12 protein-coding genes are annotated in these 20963 nt (G+C 69.0%); 7 read left to right on the top strand and 5 right to left on the bottom strand.

What is annotated here, in order from left to right:
* Nucleotides 1-143 precede the first annotated feature (143 nt).
* Nucleotides 144-3284, top strand: a complete 3141-nt coding sequence (locus LFM09_RS38370; RefSeq protein WP_414101531.1) for a S8 family serine peptidase — start codon at nt 144-146, stop codon at nt 3282-3284.
* Nucleotides 3285-3778: 494 nt separating this feature from the next.
* Nucleotides 3779-4177: a DUF3040 domain-containing protein gene (locus LFM09_RS38375; RefSeq protein ID WP_414101532.1), complete on the top strand. Its 399-nt coding sequence runs from the start codon at nt 3779-3781 to the stop codon at nt 4175-4177.
* An 85-nt stretch (nt 4178-4262) separates the two neighbouring features.
* On the opposite strand, the gene LFM09_RS38380 is transcribed toward LFM09_RS38375, so the two are convergent.
* From LFM09_RS38380 to LFM09_RS38390, 3 genes are read right to left on the bottom strand one after another with little or no spacing between them, the layout of a single operon-like run.
* The gene (locus LFM09_RS38380; RefSeq protein WP_414101533.1) at nt 4263-6737 is read right to left on the bottom strand and encodes a transglutaminaseTgpA domain-containing protein; all 2475 of its coding nucleotides are present in this window, start codon (nt 6735-6737) and stop codon (nt 4263-4265) included.
* Nucleotide 6738: 1 nt separating this feature from the next.
* A complete protein-coding gene (locus LFM09_RS38385) occupies nt 6739-8004 on the bottom strand; it encodes a DUF58 domain-containing protein (protein WP_414101534.1) in 1266 nt (421 codons plus the stop codon).
* Between the two features lie 2 nt (nt 8005-8006).
* Complete coding sequence (locus tag LFM09_RS38390; RefSeq protein ID WP_414101535.1) at nt 8007-9191, bottom strand: AAA family ATPase; 1185 nt, start codon at nt 9189-9191, stop codon at nt 8007-8009.
* A 272-nt stretch (nt 9192-9463) separates the two neighbouring features.
* Between LFM09_RS38390 and mraZ the strand changes: the two genes are divergently transcribed.
* From mraZ to LFM09_RS38415, 5 genes are all read left to right on the top strand, one after another.
* Nucleotides 9464-9895 carry a division/cell wall cluster transcriptional repressor MraZ gene (gene mraZ, locus LFM09_RS38395; RefSeq protein WP_112273234.1) on the top strand — a complete coding sequence of 144 codons (432 nt, stop codon included), beginning with the start codon at nt 9464-9466 and terminating at the stop codon, nt 9893-9895.
* Nucleotides 9896-10062: 167 nt separating this feature from the next.
* A complete protein-coding gene (rsmH, locus tag LFM09_RS38400; RefSeq protein ID WP_414101536.1) occupies nt 10063-11016 on the top strand; it encodes a 16S rRNA (cytosine(1402)-N(4))-methyltransferase RsmH in 954 nt (317 codons plus the stop codon).
* On the top strand, nt 11013-11624 hold the full coding sequence (locus tag LFM09_RS38405; RefSeq protein WP_414101537.1) for an FtsB family cell division protein: 612 nt from the start codon (nt 11013-11015) through the stop codon (nt 11622-11624). Before rsmH ends, LFM09_RS38405 begins: the two co-directional genes overlap by 4 nt.
* Nucleotides 11624-13534 (top strand): peptidoglycan D,D-transpeptidase FtsI family protein, encoded by a 1911-nt coding sequence (locus tag LFM09_RS38410; RefSeq protein WP_414101538.1) that lies wholly within the window; start codon nt 11624-11626, stop codon nt 13532-13534. The genes LFM09_RS38405 and LFM09_RS38410 overlap by 1 nt, the downstream gene beginning before the upstream one ends.
* A 198-nt stretch (nt 13535-13732) precedes the next feature.
* Entirely contained in the window at nt 13733-14920 is a 1188-nt protein-coding gene (locus tag LFM09_RS38415; RefSeq protein WP_414101539.1) for a putative glycoside hydrolase, read from the top strand.
* Nucleotide 14921: 1 nt separating this feature from the next.
* Here the strand turns inward: LFM09_RS38415 and LFM09_RS38420 are convergent, their stop codons facing one another.
* Complete coding sequence (locus tag LFM09_RS38420) at nt 14922-19898, bottom strand: TIR domain-containing protein (RefSeq protein WP_414101540.1); 4977 nt, start codon at nt 19896-19898, stop codon at nt 14922-14924.
* Nucleotides 19899-19941: 43 nt separating this feature from the next.
* Nucleotides 19942-20691: a universal stress protein gene (locus LFM09_RS38425; protein WP_414101541.1), complete on the bottom strand. Its 750-nt coding sequence runs from the start codon at nt 20689-20691 to the stop codon at nt 19942-19944.
* Between the last annotated feature and the right edge of the window lie 272 nt (nt 20692-20963).

The following is a 20963-nucleotide window of genomic DNA, read 5'->3' on the forward strand; positions in this document are numbered from 1 at the left end:
GTCAACCAGTCGAACGGCCAGTCCGCGTACCTCTGCGGGATGAGTTCGGTGGCAGGAGCTCCGGCCTTCAGAAGGAGGTGGGGTGACGCTCGGTGTCCCTACGGTCACTCAGGCAACACCTCATCGAACACTGGAGGTAACCAGTGAGATCAGGACAGCGAGGTGCCCGTCGGGGGATCACCGCGCTCGCCTTGTCGGCAGGCCTCGTCACCGCGACGGTGGCTGTCGCACACGCGGAAGAACCGGCGTCGGGAGAGCGTGACCACAGCGTCACGCTGATCACCGGTGACCGGGTGGAACTGGCGGGCGGCCGCGTCGTGCGGTACGTGCCGGGGCCGGGGCGGGACAAGCTCGCCGTGCGCACCTTCACGCAGAACGGGCACCAGCACGTCGTGCCCGCAGACGCGGTTCCGTTGGTGGCCAACGGAAAGCTCGATCCGCGGCTGTTCGACGTCACCCAGCTCGTCGAGTGGGGTTACGACGACGCGAGCCGCAAGACGGTGCCGGTGATCGTGCGGCCGGCGGCGGGCGCACGTTCGGGCATCACGGCGCTCACGGCCAAGGCCTCGGTGGCCGATCTGGTCACGGGCGCGGTCGAGAAGTCGGGCAGCGCCTGGGAGTCACTGCGCGGCGGCTCGGTCGAGAAGGTGTGGCTCGACGGCGTCCGCAAGGTGACGCTGGACCGCAGCACCAAGCAGATCGGTGCGCCGGAGGCGTGGCAGCAGGGCGTCACCGGCAAGGGCGTGAAGGTCGCCGTGCTCGACACGGGCGTCGACGAGAAGCACCCGGACCTGCAGGGCAGGCAGGTCGCCGAGAAGAACTTCACCACCTCGCCGGACAACACCGACGAGGTCGGGCACGGCACGCACGTCGCGTCGACGATCGCCAGCAAGGGCGAGAAGTACCGCGGTGTCGCGCCGGACGCGGAGATCCTCGACGGCAAGGTCTGCCAGCCGGGCGGCTGCACCGAGTCGGCGATCCTCGGCGGCATGCAGTGGGCGGCCGAGCAGGGCGCGCACGTCATCAACATGAGCCTGGGCGGCGGGGACACCCCGGAGATCGACCCGATCGAGGAGGCGGTCAACCGGATCTCCACCGAGACCGGCGCGCTCTTCGTGATCGCGGCGGGCAACTCGGGCCGGCCGGAGACCATCGGGTCGCCGGGCAGCGCCGAGACCGCGCTGACCGTCGGCGCGGTGGACCGCAACGACGGCATCGCGCCGTTCTCCAGCCGTGGCCCCGCCGCGGACGGTGCGGTGAAGCCGGACGTCACCGCACCCGGCGTCGACATCGTGGCGGCCGAGGCCGGAACGCAGGGCCACGTCGCGATGTCCGGCACGTCGATGGCGACTCCGCACGTCGCGGGTGTCGTCGCGCTGCTCAAGCAGCAGCACCCGGACTGGACCGGCGCGCGGCTCAAGGCGACGGTCATGGCCTCGGCGAAGGCGAACCCCGCGCTGAAGCCGTTCGACCAGGGCGCGGGTCGCGTGGACGTGCCGAAGATGTTGGGGCAGCAGGTGATCGCCGAGCCGGGCAACATCAACTTCGGCGTTCAGCAGTGGCCGCACGACGACGACCAGAAGATCGTCCGCGAGGTCACCTACCGCAACGCGGGCAAGGAGCCCGTGACGCTCGACCTGACCCTGGACGTCACCGGACCGGACGGCAAGCCCTCGCCCGCCGGTCTGTTCGCGGTGTCCCCGGCGAAGGTCACCGTCCCCGCGGGTGGCGAGGCCAAGACCACGATCACCGCTGACACCAAGGTGAACGCGGCCGACGGCGCCTACAGCGGCGCGCTCGTCGCGTCGAACGGCCAGCGCACGCTGATCAGCGTCAACCGCGAGGTCGAGAGCTACGACGTCGGGGTCTCGGTGCTGGGCGCCGACGGCAACCCGACGACGGAGCACGGCACGTCGTTCGTCAACACCAAGACCGGCAAGGGGTACGGGGCGCAGGGCAAGAACGTCCGGCTGCCCAAGGGCGAGTACATCGTGGACAGCGCGGTCTTCACCCCGGACAGGAAGGTCCTGTTCCTGGTCCAGCCCAAGTTCGTGGTGGGCGGCAAGACCACGCTCACGGTCGACGCGCGCAAGGCCAAGCCGGTCGCGCTCAAGACCCCGGACGCCGGGGCCAAGGGCATCATCGGCACGATCTCGTACTCCACCAAGGTGGCGGGCCAGCCGTACGGCTCGGGCTGGGCGTTCTTCGACGGCCTCGCGGGTCAGGTGTCGACCGCTCAGCTCGGCTCCGACGCTGCGGGCTTCTCGACGACGGTGGCCGAGCAGTTCCAGGGCACCCCGCGCGACGAGAAGACGTCGGTCAGCTACCGCCTGATGTGGACCGAACGCGGCTTCCCGACCGGCTACGAGCGCACCGCCAAGCCGTCCGAGCTCGCCGAGGTGACGAGCAACTTCCGCCCGGCCGGTGAGGGCTACCGCCACAGCATCGCGGTGATGCCCTACCCGACCGACGGCAGCGGCGGCTTCGCCTGGTACGCCCCGGCACCGGACGGCGGCCGAGCCGTCGACCTGGTGACGACCACGGGCGGCGAGTGGGGCTGGACCTACGACCGCAGCACGCCGGACAACACCAGCGAGTACTCCACGAGGACCCCGCCCCGCTCCTTCAAGGGCGGCAAGAAGTACACGCTGTCGTTCGGCAAGGCGGTGCTCGGTCCGTCGGTCCCGGCGGCGCCCGGCTTCGGCCTGGCCAGGCTCGAGGACCAGATCGCCGTCAGGGTCCCGCTCTTCACCGACCCCAACGGCGGTGAGGGCCGGGTCGGCACCGGAACGGCGAAGACCACGTTGTTCCACAACGGCACCAAGCTCGGCGAGCAGCCCCAGCCGTTCGCGATCTTCGACGTCCCGGCGGCGGAGGGCTCGTACCGGGCCGAGATGGAGCACAGCCGCAACGCCGAGGTGTCCACGAAGGTCAGCGGAGCCTGGACCTTCAAGGCCAAGCACACCACCGAGGTCACGCACCTGCCGCTCTCGGTGGTGCGGTTCCTGCCCAAGCTCGACGACAAGGACACCGCACACGGCCGTGTGCTCGTCGTCCCGCTGAAGGTCGAGCAGCAGCAGAACACGCCGAAGGTCAAGCGCGTCACCGTCGAGGTCTCGTTCGACGACGGCGCGACCTGGCAGCAGGTCCCGGTGGCGGGCGACAAGGCGATCGTGAAGCACGCGGACGGTGCCGAGTTCGCGTCGCTGCGGGCAAAGACGACCGACGCGGCGGGCAACACGGGTGAGGTGACGATCATCCGCGCCTACCGGATCGCAGGCTGACAGCGCGGCGGGGGGGGGGGGGGGGCACCCNGGCGGGCGACAAGGCGATCGTGAAGCACGCGGACGGTGCCGAGTTCGCGTCGCTGCGGGCAAAGACGACCGACGCGGCGGGCAACACGGGTGAGGTGACGATCATCCGCGCCTACCGGATCGCAGGCTGACAGCGCGGCGCGCGGGCGGGCAGAACCCCGCCCGCGCGCCTCGGCGATGTCACGCTCTGTCGTGGTTCAGGCCGGAACGAGGCGCGATCACCAACTGGAACGAGGATGTGAACGAAAGCCCACAAGGGCCGGAAAGGTGCCTCACGAGGGCCTCACCACTGCCCTAGAAGGATGATGGTGACAGAACCGACCGTATGAGAAGGCTGACTGGGTAGTCGCCGAGCCGTGTGGATCGTATCCTGGGGGGTGACGTCCCCAGGGTGGGCCGTCCGCCGGGTACGGCGGAAACCGAGAACACCCGGCGCCCGCGACCGCTGTGCCGGAGGAGGAACGATGCCACTCTCCGAGCACGAGCAGCGACTGCTCGACCAGATCGAGCGCGCGCTCTACGCCGAAGACCCGAAGTTCGCATCGACCGTACGAGGCGCCAAGTTGCGACGGCCGTCCAAGCGGCGCCGCATTCAGGGCATCGTGCTGTTCGTCGTAGGTGTGGCGGCGCTCGTCGCCGGTGTGAGCTTCCTGTCGAAGCTCGCCATCGTCGGGATCCCCGTCGTGAGCGTCTTCGGCTTCTTGCTCATGTTCTTCGGTGTGCTCATCACCCTGACGACGCTGCGTCGAGGTGAGCAGGTGGCCGAGGGAACGCAGGAGGACGGCAAGCCGTCTCGCACTCGCAGCTCGTTCTCCGAAAGGATGGAGGAGCGCTTCCGTCGGCGTTTCGACGAGGAGCAGTAAGCCTTCAGACCACACGCGAAGGGCCCGCCCCACCGGGAGCGGGCCCTTCGCGTTGCTGGATGAAGACCGGCCGGCCGAAGACCGGCTAGACCGGGACCGGGTCGCGGTCGGGCGTGTCGGCCATCGGCGCGGGCGCCGGCCGCAGCACCGACTTCGGGAACAACCGGGCCCGCAACGACAGCGGAGCGTTCTGTCGCAACGACTGTCGCACCGCCGCCAGCGCGGCGGGCAGCGCGGGATCGGCCGTGGGGTTCGCGCTGTACCAGGACCGCTCAATGGCCCCGATGACCGCCCGCAGTCCGGCCTTGCCCGCGTCGTCCAGGTTGTGCTCGCGCGCCAGCCGTCGTGCGGCGATCCGGATCGTCTCGGCGGACGGCACCGGCGCGCCGCGGTCGATCGACTCGGCCATCAGCTCGCTCCACGCCGCCGAGGCCGCGCCCGGACCGAGCGCCGTCACCGCGTGCAGGTGGTTGTGCCGGCGCACGGCACGGACCAGCAGTGGCGTCAGGGTGACCCCGGCGACCACCAGCGCGATCGCGAGCCACCACGAGAGCAACGCCGCCGCGAGGCCCACGGCTATCAGCCACAACGCGGCCGCGGCCGGGATCAGCAGCTTGCGCGCCCACCCCACGCCCAGCAGGCCCGCGCTGATCACGCCGAACAGCGCGAGCACCAGCAGCACCGTCAGCACCGCCGCGAGCACCAGCGCCACGCCCAGGGCCCAGAGGTGCCACGGCGGCGGTCCGCTGGGGCCGACCTCCTGCAGGTTCTGGTTGTCCTCGGTGCCGTCGGGCGAGGCCGAGGGCTGCGCGGAACCGGCCGTGGACGGGGACGTCGGCTCGGTCGACGTCTGGGCCGACGGCTCGTCCTCGGTGCCCTGCGAGGTCTCCCGCAGGTACGGCGGCACGACACCGCGACCGTCGTCGATCGGGGTCGGGTCGAACGTCATCCAGCCGTGGCCCGGGAAGAAGATCTCGACCCACGCGTGCGCGTCGTCCGTGCTGATCACGCGGTAGGAGTTGTCCGGGGACGCGACACCGGCGGTGAAACCGATCGCGACCCGCGACGGCAGGCCGACCACGCGGGCCATCACGGCCATCGCGGAGGCGTACTGCTCGCAGTAGCCGACCTTGGTCTTGGTGACGAACTCGGTCAGCGCGTCGTTCGTGACGTCGCCCTGGGTCTTGAGGTCGTACTTGAACCCGTTGACCGGGTTGTTGAAGAACTCGGTCAGCGCGGCGGCCTTGTCGAAGTCGTTGGTGGAGCCGTCCACGATCCTGTTCGCGAGGTCCACCACCTCCTGCTCGACGCCCTCGAAGCGGTAGTACTCGGAGTCGACCTGGTTCTTCGGGCCGGCCGCGAGGCGCAGCGCCTGCTTGGTCGGCGTCGTCAGGACCGTGTCGATCTCGTACGGCTCCGGCTCCCGTTCGCGCTGGGTGAAGATCACGCCCTTCTTGGTGTCGTACCGGTAGTCGTCGTCCGGCGTCTCGATGCGGCGCACGGACCCGTAGGTCGGCAGCCAGAAGCTCTTCCAGTCGCGCGGTTCGATGTTGATCCGGGTCGTCTTGCCCTCACCGCGGTCGCCCGGCTGCGGCGGCAGCTCACCGCGCGCGGGCTGGCCGCCGGGGTCGCTGCCGCGCTCCCAGCCCTTGTTCGGCACGTACCTGGCCAGCGTGGACGCCCGCATGTAGGTCTGCTCCGGCAGGCCGCGCACGTAGAAGACCTCGGCGGTCTTGCCGCGGTTCAGCATGCCGCGCAACGACGTCATCTCGCTCAGCCCGATGCCGCCCTTGCCACCGGCTCCGCCGCCGCCCATCGGCAGCCGGCCGACCGTGCCGACGATCGTGAAGCCTGCGCCGACGATCAACGCGATCACCATCGCGATGCTCGCCACGCCCGTCGCCGAGCTGCCGGAACCGCTCGCCGAACCGGAGCCGAGCCGTCCGCGCCACGCCTCGTGCCGGTGCTGGCCGTCGACCGCGAGCAGCATCGCGAACGCGGCCGCGCCCAGGATGAACGTCCAGAACGGCAGCATCTCGTCGGCCAGTGACGCCGGCACCGCGAACACGCACAGCAGCACCAGCCCGGACGCCGCCGGAGCCGCCGCCGCCACGGCCAGCGTGTCCACCAGCACCGCGACCAGGCCGATCGCCAGCACCACGAGCGCCTGGATCGCCGGCGTCGCGTGCACCGGCGGCACCCCGGTCTGCACCTGCGCGACCGAGTCCGCCAGCACGCTGCCCAGCTCGCTGAACGACTCGGGGCCGGGGATGAACAGCAGGATGCCAGACCGCGTGTGCAAGGCCGTGAGCAGGCACAACAGCACGAAGACCTGGGCCACCGCGACCAGCGGCGGAGTCAGCCGGGTCGCCCGCAGGAACGCGCCGGTCACCGTGATCGCGACGATCACGACACCGATGCGCACCAGCCAGAGGTCACCCTCGATGACGCCGGACAGCGCCGTCGACGCGCACAGCACGGCCAGCGCCGCGATCCACGGCGTCGCCGAGGTGAACCACTCGGACTCGGCACCCTTCGAAGGAGCGGAACGCGTCCCCATCTCAGCCCACCTCCGAGCGCACGGACGGTCCCCGGTTGCCCGCCGAGGCGCACAACTCCTGCCACACCTGCTGCATCGACGCCGACGGCCGCGCGATCGCCACACCCCAGCCCGCGCCGCCCAGCAACCGCCGGGCGTCCTCGGGATCGGGAGCGGAGGAGTCCGTGCCACCGGCCCAGGCGTTCACGTCCAGCAGCACGGCCAGGCTGCGCATGCCGCGCGGCCGGTACCGGATCAGTTCCTCGATCGACGCCGGCGACACCCCGCCGAGCACCGCGATGACCTCCTGGCCCGCGCCGGGGTCGACACCGCCGGAGAGCTCACGCCGGTGCGACGCCTGCAACGCGGCCAGCGAGTCCAGCACCACGTGGTCGCTGTGCCCGCCGTCCTGCGAACCGCCCGCGAGCACCCGCCCGTCCTCGGAGACCAGGCGCACCTGGTGGCCGAAGTGGTGCAGGTGCAGGCAGATCGACGCGCAGAACGAGATGGCCCACTCCATCGAGGCCGTGGGCCCGCTGCCGCGGTGCGCGCTCTGCCGGTGGTCCAGCAGCACCGTCGTGCCACCGCGCCACGGCCGTTCCTCGACGCGCACCATCAGCTCGTCGCGCCGGGCCGTGGACCGCCAGTGGACCTTCCGCAGGTCGTCGCCCTGCCGATAGGGCCGCACCACCGCGTCGTCCTCGCCCTGCCCGGCCCGCAGCCGCACCGAGCCGTCGTCGCCCGCGCCCATGCCGGAACCGCCGGGCAACCCCGACAGCCGCACGACCCGCGGCACCACGACCAGCCGCGACCGCCCGGCCAGCTCGCGGTCGAACTCCGCGAGACCGAACGGGTCGGTGATCCGCGCCATCAGCGGACCGACCTGCTGGATGCCGCGCATCACCGGCTTGAGCGGGTAGCGCAACGTCGTGGGCGTGTTGCGCGGCAACCGCTCCACCAGGAACCGCGGCCGCGCGCCCAACGCGTACGGCACGGTGTCCTCGAGCATCAGCCCGCCCGTCGGCAGCCGCCCGGTGCTGCGCAGGTCCAGCTTGACCTCCGACGCCACCCCGACCGGCACCCGGCTGGGCGCGAGGAAGCGGGCGGCGTGCAGCCCGACCCGCGCCCGCGTGGCGAGCCAGGCGGCCAGCAGGGGCAGCGCGATCACGAAGGCCGCGACCCTGAGCAGGTCGCGTTCGTTCAGCACGGCGGCGCACACTCCGGCGGCGAACCCCGCGGCCAGCAAGCATCTACCGCGGGTGGTCAGACCGGACAGTGCGGTTCGCATCGTTAGCGTGGCGTCCCTGCGTTGTTGTTGTTCATGCTGCGGACAAACGCCGCGCTCGGGTCCAATGCCGCCGTAGGCACCGGCACCCGCTGGAGCAGCGCCCTGATCAGCTCGGCGGGGGACCGGCGGGCGGCCTGCGCCTCCGCCGTCAGCACGAGCCGGTGCGCGAGCACGGGGATCGCGATCGCGTGGATGTCGTCCGGCACCACGAAGTCACGGCCGGCGAGCGCCGCCTGCGCCCGTGCGGCGCGCACGAGGTGCAACGTGGACCGTGGCGACGCACCCAGCCGCAGTTCCGGCAGACGACGCGTGGCCGACACCAGCTCAACGGCGTAGCGACGCACCTCAGGGGAGAGGTGCACGCGACGCACGGCCTCGATCAGCCGCAGGATCTGCGCCGCGTCCGAGACGGGCCGCAGGTCGTCGATCGGGTTGTGGCCCGCGTGCTCGTCGACCATGGCGAGCTCGGCCGCCGGGTCCGGGTACCCGATCGACACGCGCGCGGTGAACCTGTCGCGCTGCGCCTCGGGAAGGGCGTAGGTGCCCTCCATCTCGATCGGGTTCTGCGTCGCGATCACCATGAACGGCGAGCCCAGCGGGTACGTGTGGGCGTCGACCGTGACCTGGTGCTCCTCCATGCACTCCAAGAGCGCGGACTGCGTCTTGGGGGAGGCGCGGTTGATCTCGTCGCCGACCACGATGTTCGCGAAGATCGGGCCCGGCCGGAACTCGAAGTCGTTCTCCTGCCGGTTGTAGATGGAGGAGCCGGTGATGTCGCTCGGCAACAGGTCGGGCGTGAACTGCACGCGGCTCACCGTGCAGTCGATGGAACGGGCAAGCGCTTTCGCGAGGGAGGTCTTGCCGACACCCGGCACGTCCTCCACCAGCAGGTGCCCTTCGGCGAGCAGCGTCACCAGGGCGAGGCGGACCACGTCGGGTTTGCCGACGAGCACCCGCTCGACGTTGGCGGCGATCCGCTGGACGGCGCCGTGCAACTCTCCCAGGACCTGATCGACCGGCGCGTGACTGTTCGCGCTTGGGCTTCCCGGTGTCACTAAACCTCCAGCAGCCGTGTCCGGAACACGGACGTGTGAGCGTTTCACGCAGTGTGTCAAACCACGGCTAAGTGCCCTACACCTGCGGGCTACATCGGGTTCGCTCCACCAGTTTCCACCTTCCCCCACCATCGCGTTCCAACACGTGGTTTTGACGGAATTTGCTAGGCCGTTCGAGTGCTGAATCGGGCCTGAACCCTCACTCGGCAAGGTGGAGACTGACCAGCTCCCCCACCATCCCCCCACGCTGCCCCACGGCGTCTACCTGCAAAAACGGGTCACGAGTTGGTGTGTAAACACCTGTTTCAGCGTTGACTGTGGTGAAAAGTGGGGTACTGTGGCGGCCGGTGGGGCAGACGGGGGCTCCACTGCCGGTCCGTCGCCCGGCATGGGAGGTGGTTGCCGTGTTCCTCGGCACTCACTACCCGCGCCTGGACGACAAGGGTCGGCTGACACTGCCTGCGAAGTTCCGGGACGAACTGGCGGGAGGTCTCATGGTCACCAAAGGCCAGGACCACTGCCTGTACGTGTTTCCCCGGGCTGAGTTCGAGCAGATGGCGAGGAAGGTCGCCGAGGCGCCGTTCACCAACGACGCCGTACGCGCCTATCAGCGGTATCTGTTCGCGGGTACGGACGAGCAGCGTCCGGACGGTCAGGGCCGCGTTCTGATCGCACCGGAACTGCGCCGGTATGCCGGGTTGACCAAGGAGTGCGTGGTCGTCGGCGCGTTCACCAGGATGGAGATCTGGGACGCGACGGCCTGGCAGACCTATCTCGAAGAGCACGAGGACGGCTACGCCACGGCTCGCGAGGAGGTCATACCGGGCGTCTTCTGATGGCGGTCAGCCGAGCAACAGGCCGGATGTTCCACATCGCGATTCGGGTGCCGTGAGGCCTCGGTCCGCTCGACTATCGGCCCTGGCGCACCTTCCCCGGCGCCAGGTTCGACGGGCGGGCGGGGACCTGACGTCACCCGAACGCGCATCAGGGGAGTCGAGGGACGATGGATCAGCCGCGGCACGTTCCGGTGCTGCTGGACCGCGTCCTGGAACTCTTCGCTCCGGCGCTCGAAGGCAAGCCCGCCGTCGTTGTCGACACGACGCTCGGCATGGGTGGCCACTCCGACGCGTTGTTGAGCGCGCACCCCGAGCTCACGTTGATCGGGCTCGACCGCGACCCGCAGGCCATCGAGATGGCCGGCAAGCGGCTCGCGCGTCACGGTGATCGCGTCAAGCTCGTCAACGTCACGTACGACCACATCGACGAGGCCGTCGAGGACCTCGGGTACTCGCATGTGGACGGTGTGCTGATGGACCTCGGCGTGTCCTCGTTGCAGCTGGACGAGGAGGAGCGCGGGTTCGCGTACTCGAAGGACGCGCCGCTCGACATGCGGATGTCCAAGGGCACCGGCATGACGGCGGCGGACGTGCTGAACACGTACTCGCACGGCGACCTCGCGCGGATCCTCTCCACCTACGGCGAGGAGCGGTTCGCGGGCAAGATCGCGTCGGCGGTGCTGAAGGAACGGGAGAAGGCGCCGTTCACGAACTCCGGCCGGCTCGTCGAGCTGCTCTACGCCGTCGTGCCCGCGGCCTCGCGGCGCACCGGCGGGCATCCGGCGAAGCGCACGTTCCAGGCGTTGCGGATCGAGGTCAACGGCGAGCTGGAGTCGCTCAGGCTGGCCCTTCCCGCCGCGCTGGGCGTGCTCGGCATGGGCGGGCGCATCGTCGTGGAGTCGTACCAGTCCCTTGAGGACCGGATGGTGAAGCAGGCGTTCGCGGAGCTGGCGAAGTCGAAGACGCCGCCTGGCCTGCCGGTCGAGCTGCCGGGCCACGGGCCCGAGATCAAGTTGCTCACGAAGGGCGCGGAGCTCGCGTCGGAGCAGGAAATCGAGGACAACCCGCGGGCGGCCCCGGTGCGGCTGCGCGCGGCGGAACGGATCGGAGATCCGCGATGACGGCACCCGCACGGGTCGGTGGGCCGTCGCCCCGAGACCCTTCGAAGGAGCAGCGCGAGGACCACGACAAGGCGCGCCGCCGGACCGCCGGTGCCGAACGCGCCTACGCCCGCCGGGCCCAGCGCGCCCAGAACCTGCGCAACGGCGTACCGGCGCCGCAGCAGAAGACTGCCTCCAAGGCGCCGTTCGTCGTGCTCGTGATGCTCGTGCTGGGCGCGGGCGTCGCCGGGATCATGTACTTCTCCACCCAGGCCGCCGCCGACACGTACCGGCTGCAGGAGGCCCAGGCGGAGGCGGAGAAGCTGTCGTTGCGGGTCGAGCAGCTGCGCCGGGAGGTCGCGCTGCTGGAGTCGCCGACCGACCTCGCGCGCCGGGCGACCGAGATGGGCCTGGTCGAGCCGTCGAACCCGGCCCGGCTGCGGCAGAACCCGGACGGCTCGATCGAGGAGTTCGGCAAGCCGAGCGCGCCGACCAAGTCGACCCCGCCGCCGCCACCGTCGCCCGAGACGTCCACGCCGCCTGCCGGTCAGCAGCCGCCTGCCGGTCAGACGCCGCCCGCTGGTCAGACGCCGCCTGCCGGTAACCAGACTCCTCCGGCGGGTGGCTGATGCCCGGTCCGCAGCAGAGGGGGCCGCGCCGCCCGTTGTCGGTGCGCGGCCCTCGCCCGGCCGCGCGCACGGGTGGCAACAGCAAGCTGCGCCTCGCGGTCGGCCGCATCCTGCTGATCGGCGCGCTCGTGGTCGCCGGCGTGAAGCTCGTGCAGGTGCAGGGGCTCCAGGCCGACGAGCTGTCGTTGCAGGCGCAGCAGCAGCGCACGACGCGCCAGAACATCCCCGCCGAGCGCGGCTCGATCCTCGACCGCAACGGCAACCAGCTCGCGTTCTCCGTCGAGGTCCGCGCGCTCTACATCCTGCCGCAGCGGGCCCGCAAGACGTGGGACGAAGCCCGCGCGAAGGACCCCAAGCAGTACCCGGTGTCCTACGACGACCACATGCGCGAGGTCGCCAAGTTCGTCTCGTCGACGCTGGGGCCCGAGGTCAACGGCGAGAAGACCGACGAGGAGACCGTCTACCAGCAGCTCGTGAAGGACATCAGCTACGAGGTCCTGGTGAGCGAGGCGGAGCCCGCCAAGGCGCAGAAGATCGTGGAGAAGTACCCGGCCGAGATCGGCTCGGAGTACCGCTCGAAGCGCATCTACCCCAACGGCGACGTGGCGTCGAACGTCATCGGCGCCGCGAACTGGCGCCAGGACGAGAAGCCGCCGACCACCCTGGGCATCCTCGGTCTGGAGGCCGCGCAGGACAACGTGCTGGCCGGCCGCATGGGCCGCCGTGTGGTCGACACGATGTCCGGCGACGACACGCTCGTCATCCCGAACACCGAGCGCGAGCTCGTGAAGCCGCAGCCGGGCAAGAGCCTCGAACTGACCATCGACATCGACACCCAGTACGCGGTCCAGAAGATGGTCACCGACTACGCCAGGAAGTCGGGGGCCAAGGGCGCGTCCGCGGTGGTGCTGGACAGTCGCACCGGCGAGATCGTCGCCATGGCCAACGACAAGGTCTACGACCCGACCGACTTCGGCAAGGCCGACCCCGAGCAGCTCCGCAACGGCGCCGTCTCCAACGTCTTCGAGCCCGGCTCGGTGAACAAGATCGTCACGGCCGCCGCCGCCGTCGAGTACGGCCTGTTCAAGCCGGAAGACGTGCTGCAGGTGCCCGGCTCGCTGAAGGTCGCCGACCGCACGATCAAGGACGCGTGGACGCACGGCACGGTGCCCATGTCGTTCACCGGCGTCTTCGCCAAGTCCTCGAACGTCGGCACGCTGCTCGCCGCCCAGGAGGTCGGCAAGGAGCGCTACGCCGAGATGCTGCAGAAGTTCGGTCTCGGCCGCCGCACCCTGTCCGAGGTCCCCGCCGAGGAGTCCGGCCTCGTGCCGCCGCTGAACCAGTGGTCCGGCTCGACCTTCGGCAACCTGCCGATCGGCCAGGGCCTCTCGATGACGTTGCTGCAGATGACCGGCATGTACCAGGCCATCGCCAACGACGGCGTGCGCATCCCGCCGCGCCTGATCCGCGCCGAGATCGGTGCGGAGGGCGCGCGTTCCGAGAAGCAGCGACCTGAAGGGGTCCGCGTGGTGTCGGCGGAGACCGCGAAGACCGTCCGCAGCATGTTCCGCTCGGTGACGCAGGTCGACCCGCGCGACTCGGACCAGAACGGCACCGGCCGCCAGGCCGCCCTGCCCGGCTACCAGATCGCGGGCAAGACCGGCACGGCCCAGCAGATCGACCCGATCTGCAAGTGCTACTCCCAGTCGCAGTACTGGATCACGTTCGCGGGCATCCTCCCCGCCGACAACCCGCGCTACGTCGTCGGCATCATGCTCGACGCGCCGCACGGCACCCAGTTCAGCACCTCGGCAGCGCCGTTGTTCCACGACATCGCGGCCTACCTGACCCAGCGGTTCCAGGTGCCGATGTCGGCCGAGCAGACCCCGTACGTGCAGCTGCAGATGTAGATGTAGATCATTTGATCGGGTCGCGCATTCTTGGTGAAGCGCGCTGCTTTTGCAAGTGATTTGAGACACGCCCACGCGTGGCAATGACGCATTTCATTGTTTAACAGTGAAATACCGCACTGCACATTTCCGTAATGAGACGCATTTCATCAAGTCTAATACTTCGAAACCGGAGTGCTAGGCGAGATGGGGTTTGGCGTGCGTTTGATCGGGAAATTGATCTTGGCGGGCGTTCTGGCGGTGACCTTGGTTCCCGCAGCTCAAGCAGAAGAACTGGACTTCACCGCGAAGTCCTACTGGCTCCACATGAACAGCACGCCCACGTCCGACGAAATGATCAACACCGAAGCCTCGCGGCGCTCGTACGTGGTGCTCAACGCGTGGGAAAGTGATCTTGCGGCGAAGTTCAAGGCGGCTAATCCGAAGATCCAGACCTTCGTCTACAAGGACCTCTCCTCGACTCGCAGCTATGCGTGCTCGAACGGTGTCGACGACTCCGATCTGCCCACCGGCGTCGGTTACTGCGCGGCCGACCCCTCGTGGTTTCTTCTCGATCCAAATGGTCGGCGGTTCGAATACGACGGATATGACGGCCATTGGCAGATGGACGTCGGCAACACCGCGTACCAGAACGCCTGGGCCGACAACGTGATCGCGTCGTCCCAGAAGGTGTTCGACGGCGTGTTCATGGACAACGCTTTGTTCACCTGCGACACGTACCACGACGGCGTCTGCCCGGCGGCGTACCGCACCGACGAGGCGATGCGCGACGCCTACCGCTCGATGCTCGCCAACACCCGGCAGAAGTTCGTCGACGCGGGCCTCAAAACCGTCGCGAACATGTCCAACGCCCGCCTGCACGACGGCGCGTGGGACAGCTACGTCGAGCACCTCGACGGCGGCTTCGACGAGTGGTGGCTGACCTTCAACGACAACGACCTGCTCTCCGAGTACCCGCAGGGCTGGAGCCGCCAGGTCGCCCAGATCACCGCCAACGAGGCCAAGGGCAAGATCACCTGGGTCCAGCCCCACCACAGCGGCGCCGAGCAGCCGTTCCGGTACGCCTACGCGAGCTACCTGCTGGCCAAGGGCGAGCACGCGGCCATCTCCGAGATCGAGGAGACCGACCGCTACGACAACCCCTCGCAGTGGCGCGCCGAGTACGACTGGGACCTAGGCGCCCCGGCCGACGCGCACTATGCCGTGGCGTCCAACGTGTACCAGCGCGACTTCGCCTGCGGCACGGTGATCGTCAACGCGAACAAGACCGGCAGCGCGGCCGTCACCGTCCGCCTGCCCGAGGCTCACACCAACGAAAAGGGCGCCTCGGTGCGCACGGTCTCGTTGCCGGGGACGACCGGCACGGTGCTGCGCAAGGCCTGCTGAGTCAGTCCCGGCGGGGGTGCCGGTCGGTGATGCCCCAGATGAGCTGCTCGATCGGGTCGGGGTCCGCGGTGCGCATGTCCACCGTGGACCACACCCGCAGAAAGCCCGGCAGCACCGGATCTTGGGCTGTGCCTTCGAGGATCACCGGGATGACCCGCCGGCGGTTGTCGCGCACCGACCAGTCGCTGATGAGCTGCATCTCGGTGTCGTGCCACGGCCCGAACCCGGCCGGCCCGACCAGCACCGCCGCCGAACGGCTCTTCTCGATGCCTTCGGCCATCGCGTAGTGCCATCGCGTGCCGGGCTGGAGGGAGTCGACGTCGAGCCACGGCAGGATGCCGCGTTCCTCAAGCTTCTTCGCGATCTTGAGGACCTGCGGCTTGTCCTTGACGTTGTGGCACAGGAAGACGTCGTAGTCCTCGGTCTCGCGCTTGCCCTTGAGGGTGGTGGCGGCGACGTCCTGGTCCCGTTGCGCGTTGGCGTTGGAGTTCATCTCGGCGACGGCTGGCCGGACGTCGGTGGGCTCCTGCTGGTCGACGATCGGGATCTGCCGGTCACAGAGCTGACAGATCACCGTGGTCAGGCCTCTTTCGAGCCGGCGCTGCACGACCTCGTCGGCGACCGCGTAGTCGCACGGCTTGCACCTTCTTATGCGGCGCAGTTCGACGGCGACCGCTCGCTGGTGCAGGTGTTCCACGACGTACGCCTCGAACTGGTGCCGGGTGATCGGTTGCGCCTGCTCGTCGTAGCAGAGGGTCAGTTCGCCCTTGCCCTCCTCGATCTCACGGATCGCGATGCCGCACGTGCCGTCGGCTTCCGCTTTGTACGACGCGGAGTTGTGCCACATCGCCTCCCGTTGGAACAGGCGGGAGTGCGACAGGCGGACCGCGAGGGTCGAGTAGATCGTGTGCAGGTCGCCGTCGAACGTGAAGACCACGTCCTGGCCTGGTGGCTGCGGGGCGTCGGGGCGTTCCCTGGTGAACTGCGACGGGAAGATCAGGTCGACCTCCCGGTCAGTGACCTCTTTGAGTGCGATCTCCCTGCGGAGCAGCTCTTCGACCACGCTGATCAGCAGCACTCGTTCCTGCTGCCGGTTGGTCAGGCGTTCGGACTCGGGCATCCGGAAGCTGCCTTCGAGCGCGTCCTTCTCCGGCACGAAGCCCAGTCCGTCCGGCTCATCCTTGGCCGTCTGGACCAGCGACGATGCGTAGGAGTCGAGGAGCTCGGGTCGTAGGAGGACGTAGTCGCCGAACGCCATGCGCCTGATGACCCCGACGCTCTCCAGCCTGCCTAGGCACGCCTCGAACCCGTCGGTGAGCTCTTCGGCTGGCTCCTCGTTGCCTTGCACGCGCCGGAAGCTGTGCAGCAGATCGTCCACAGTGGTCAGGATGCGACCCTGCTTCTTCTCCTCCACCACGAAATCTTTGATCGACTGGAACAGCGCGGTCGAGCTGACCTTCGGCACGGCGTCCCAGTCGATGGCGTCCCGGACCGTGCGGACCAGCTCGCCGACGCCCCAGCCTTCCTTGGCGCTGGTCTCGATGTATCCGTCGAACCCGTGTGCCTCCACGGCTTGCTGGACCCGCGCGGTGCTGACGGCCGTGCCGCCGCGGTCGGCTCTGGCGGCCACGAGGTAGGCCTTGAGCCTCACTGCCGCTGCCCCGTCCAGCCGTCGGGCCTGGTTCAGCGCGCGGCTCCAGTACTGCACGCCTGCGAACGGATCGGTTTCGCTGCGGGCGTCGAACACCACGAGGGCCACTGCCACCTCGTTGAGGTGGAGTTGGTGGACCATCCGGTAGCCGGGCTGGCCGGCGAGGTCCCAGAGCAGCGTTTCCCTGGTCTGCGTCTCGCCGGATTCCGTGGTCGCGATGGACTTCTCGAACGTCCACACGTTGCGGCCGTGCGTCGACTCGGTGGGCTCGAACGGGCGGCCGCTGAGCACCAGACCAAGCCCGGACTTGCCGACTCCGGAGTCGCCGACGAGCACGATCTTCGCGTTGGCGTAGCGGCGTGACTCCGCTGCCGCCCCGATCGTGCCGATCGTGCCGCGGTCGAGCCGCACGATGTCGACCCGGTTGCCGTTCGCCAGAGCCAACAACGGTTTGGTGGGGTGGAAGGCGACCGTGCCGCGGTCGTGGACGTTCTCGCGGCGCAGCAGGGCGACGCACTGCCAGTCGCGTTGCCGCCAGATGCGGACGGTGTCGTCCAGCGACATCGACACCAGGTAGTCGCCATCGGGAGAGAACCTGGCGCAGACGACGGGTTTCGTGTGCCCTTCCAGTGTCGTCGGCGCGCCTGCGTCGATCAGGTGCCAGACCTCGATGCTCGTCTGAGACTTGGGCCGGGTCGCGATGAGCCCACGCTCGTCGGCCGTGATGGAGACATCCAACAGTTCATTGTTGAAGGTGCTGTGTCTGGTCGGTCCCGACACCGGATCCGCCGCCATGTCGAAAACGCTCACGGTGTGCGCGCTGGTCGTGCAGATGTACTGCCCGGACCACTGCAGTGTCCGCACATCCTCCGCTCTGGAGCGGCGGGCTTTGACAATGTCCTGCCAGTGACCGGCGTCGGTGTCGTAGATCGACAGCGTCGAGTCGCGGTACACGCCGAGCCGCTTGCCGTCAGGCGACCAGCAGACCAGGGCGCCGCTGTCCTCGGCCCATGGCAACCGCAGGGGTTCGGCGCGGAAGTCGCTGACCAGCAGCTCGTGGTCGCCACCCAGTCCGGGTTCTGCCTGGACGATCGCGGCAATCGAGCGCTTGGGGTGCCAGGCCGTGTCGGCGACGCCGGCGTATTCGCTGACGAACTCCGGATCCTCCTCAAGACGCCAGCACGAGCCGTCGCCATCTGTGGTGATGATCTGCAACTCGCTGCCCGCGGACCAGTAGACCTCGCGGATCTCGTGTGGCCCAGGTACCCACTCGCGCAGGACCTCGACTCCGGCCGGCGCGTCCGAGTCGAGCTCGGCGACCGGTTCCGCCGTGTGCTCCTGGCGTCGCGTGAACCCCTTGTCCTTGAACGCGACCATGGACCTGATGGCGTGAAAGGTGCCGGCGTCCAGGCGCGTCCGCCACAGGAGGATGAGGTTGTTCGAGACTTCCGGTGCGACGAACGTCCGCTGGTCCGCCGGCTGGACGAAGAGCTGCAACAGGACCAGGTTCGCCGTGTAGGCGGACAGGGAAGGGCCGGTCCGGCGTCGGTACCTGTCGAGGAGTGCCTTGAGGACGTAAGTCAGTCCGGTCCGCTTGTCGTCGTCCAGTTGCGCGGCGAGCTGAGCCACGAATGTCAGCACCGGCGGACGAAGCGCCAGCGGGCGACGTGACAGGAGGTCGAGCACCAGGTCTTTCTGCCCGCCGATGAGTTCTCGGAGCACGAAGTCCGCGATCACGTGTTCGATGAACGACGTCGGCCGGTTCTCCATATCGCGGAGTACCGCGGGGACCACGTCCAGGTCCTCGAAGCCGGCGGCGGCGAGGTCGTCACGAAGCTCGTCCTCGGTGAGCGCTCGCCAGCCGCGGTTGAGCATCCCGAACGCGGCGACGGCCAACATCGAGAAGTCCGGGTTCGTGAACGGCAGCGAGCTCATCGAGAGCTGCAACGGATTCCGCGCTGTTCCCACAGGCACGGCCAGTGGCCACTTCTTCGCCCACTCACGTACCTGTTCGTCGTCGAACTCGGCGAGGTTGATCGTCAGCGTTCCGTCGGGAACGAGCACCTGGTCCAGAAGCCCGGTTCTGGCCGTGACGACGACCGCCACCGGACGGCCCTGCGCGGCCTCGGACTGCTGGAACCTGACTACCTCGTCGAGGTAGTTCCGGTGCCGGCCGGGCGCCAGCTCGTCCAGCTCGTCCAGCATCACGACGCCGGTCTGTTCCGTGCTCTGCCGGAACAGGTCCAGCCACGTGACCTGGTCCCCGGTCTGGCGACGCAAAGCCTCGTCGATCTGGTCGACGATCGGTGCGTCCCGGTCGACGCCGCGCAACGGCACCCGCACGCTGGTGAACCCCGGCAGTCCGACGGCCATCGTCGTGATCATCGTCGTCTTGCCCACGCCGGGTGCGCCGATCATCAGCAGGGGAGTCCGGAACGCCTCGGCTGAGGTGAGGTGACCGATCAACAGCGTGTGCAGGGCCCCGCGCGGTTCGATCCCGGCCCACCAGCTCTCGTCCGCCAGCCGGGTCCGCGCGTCCGCCTCGGTCATGCGGAACCGCGGGGCGATGTAGACGTTGTGGATCGCCGGAAAACCAGGTTCGCCCAGCACGGGTTCGCCCGCGGCTTTCAGGTTGGCCTGGAACAGGGTGGCGCGTGGATTGTCCTCGGGAACCTCCGGTGTGATCGGCGCCAGGCCGTGTTCGAGCACCTCGGCCGAGCCGCCGGACCACAGCTCGAACTCCGGGATGTCCGCCGCGTACGTCTCGTACCCGGCCTCGTAGCGGTCGAGGACCCCGCGCGCGAAACCGCGAGTCAGCAGCGCCTCGCTGCCACAGGCGGGATTCGACCTCTGCACGGCGCGGTGGACGCGTTCGCCCCGGTGGGACGCCCACCTGCGGAGCTCGTCGAAGCCGCGGGTGGCCGACGGCGTGGGCAGGTCGTCCGAGTACAGGTAGGAGACGAGCGAGTGGTCTTCCTGGTCCCACTCGTGGCCGACCGGCAGGGCGAGATCGCGAACGCCCCGCAGGGTGGAGCAGACCGACTCGAAGAACGCCGTTGCCACCAGTGCGGTGTGCAGCGCGGAGACCGTGTCGCGCCGCGACTGGCCGTACGAGTCAGGCAGCTGCCGGACTGTCCGGCTCATCGCGTCCTGGACCACCGCCAGCGCGCCGCCGGTGAGCCAGCCGAACAGCCCTCGCTTGGACTGCTGGATCGAGGTGCCGGTGAGCGCCCGCCCCAGTACCGAGTCGACGGTCTCCAGCCACGCCGGGTCGTCCTTGCCCAGGTGCAGCAGGGCGCCTCGGAGCGTGGTCGTGGCAGGCGGCATCAGCACATGTTAAAGAGCGGCGTAAGCGTCCGAACGAATTTTGTTACGGCACCACCCGATCGTCGTTAAGAGGCTCGGGCCGAGCAACCAACACAGGACAAGAGGCGTGATAAAGCGCCGCGCGGGTAATGAGTCCAACGCCGTCGCCCTGTCCGCCGCGACCAACAACAACGAGATCGGAATCCAAAGCCGCAAGGGCCTCGTGCGGATGCCGTGACTCCACGACAACGTCAGGAGTCAACTCGGGCGCGGTGGTGCGCAAGAACAACACGGCGCGCCGGACAGCGGCCTCGTCGCGCGGTACGACGACGCCGTGCTGGGCCGGCGGGTGGACGTGCAACAGGCGAAGGCTCGCGCGGCGGGTGCGGCAGAACTCGACCGCGCGCCGCAGCACGACCGGGTCCTCGCACCCGCCGACGGCGGCGGTGATCCAGCCGTATTCGCCACGGATCGCCGGGGGTCGTCCGCGCACCACTACGACACCGCACCGCGCGCGGCGCAACACCGGGAGGACGAGGGAGCCCAGACCCAGGCTGCGGTGCTGTTCGCCCTTGCACCCCAAGACCAAGGTCGCGCTGGAGTCCGACGCCCTCACCAGTGCGGCCACCGGGTCGTCACCGCTCGGGCGGAAGTGGGCGGTGAGCATGGGGAGTCGTTCGAGTACTCGCTGGACCGTCGTGTCGCCGGGGTCCGCCAGGTACACCTGAAGATCTGTTCGCAGCGACCACGCGTGCCGCGCGGCCCACTCGAAAGCGTGATAGGCCGATTCGGAAGTGTCCAGGCCGACCGTCACGGAACGACTGAAATCCGGTGCCCAGAAAGAAAATCTCCTGGGTTGCACCGCCGTGGGTGTTCTCATTGCCGCCTCCTGCCGTCGTCTACCTCACCGCGCGCTGCACCAGTGGTCACAGGGCCCAAAGTCACAAAGCGGGCAGGAACTTGTTCGGCCGGACGGGCTCACTCCTGAAGACCAGCGCAAGCGGCCACTCGAACGGCCCATCTGGGCCGATCATCACCCGATTGCCAACGCGCCGCTCGGCCACTCTGTGCACGCCGGTAGCCTCT

The organism is Lentzea alba (assembly GCF_047445655.1).
Taxonomy (GTDB): domain Bacteria; phylum Actinomycetota; class Actinomycetes; order Mycobacteriales; family Pseudonocardiaceae; genus Lentzea; species Lentzea alba_A.

Excerpts from the sequence above, each read along its gene's own strand:
- rsmH (WP_414101536.1), top strand. The coding sequence starts at position 10,063 with ATGGATCAGCCGCGGCACGTTCCGGTGCTGCTGGACCGCGTCCTGGAA.
- LFM09_RS38420 (WP_414101540.1), bottom strand. The coding sequence starts at position 19,898 with ATGCCGCCTGCCACGACCACGCTCCGAGGCGCCCTGCTGCACCTGGGC.
- LFM09_RS38390 (WP_414101535.1), bottom strand. The coding sequence starts at position 9,191 with ATGGTGGGGGAAGGTGGAAACTGGTGGAGCGAACCCGATGTAGCCCGC.
- LFM09_RS38405 (WP_414101537.1), top strand. The coding sequence starts at position 11,013 with ATGACGGCACCCGCACGGGTCGGTGGGCCGTCGCCCCGAGACCCTTCG.
- LFM09_RS38410 (WP_414101538.1), top strand. The coding sequence starts at position 11,624 with ATGCCCGGTCCGCAGCAGAGGGGGCCGCGCCGCCCGTTGTCGGTGCGC.
- LFM09_RS38385 (WP_414101534.1), bottom strand. The coding sequence starts at position 8,004 with ATGCGAACCGCACTGTCCGGTCTGACCACCCGCGGTAGATGCTTGCTG.
- LFM09_RS38380 (WP_414101533.1), bottom strand. The coding sequence starts at position 6,737 with ATGGGGACGCGTTCCGCTCCTTCGAAGGGTGCCGAGTCCGAGTGGTTC.
- LFM09_RS38375 (WP_414101532.1), top strand. The coding sequence starts at position 3,779 with ATGCCACTCTCCGAGCACGAGCAGCGACTGCTCGACCAGATCGAGCGC.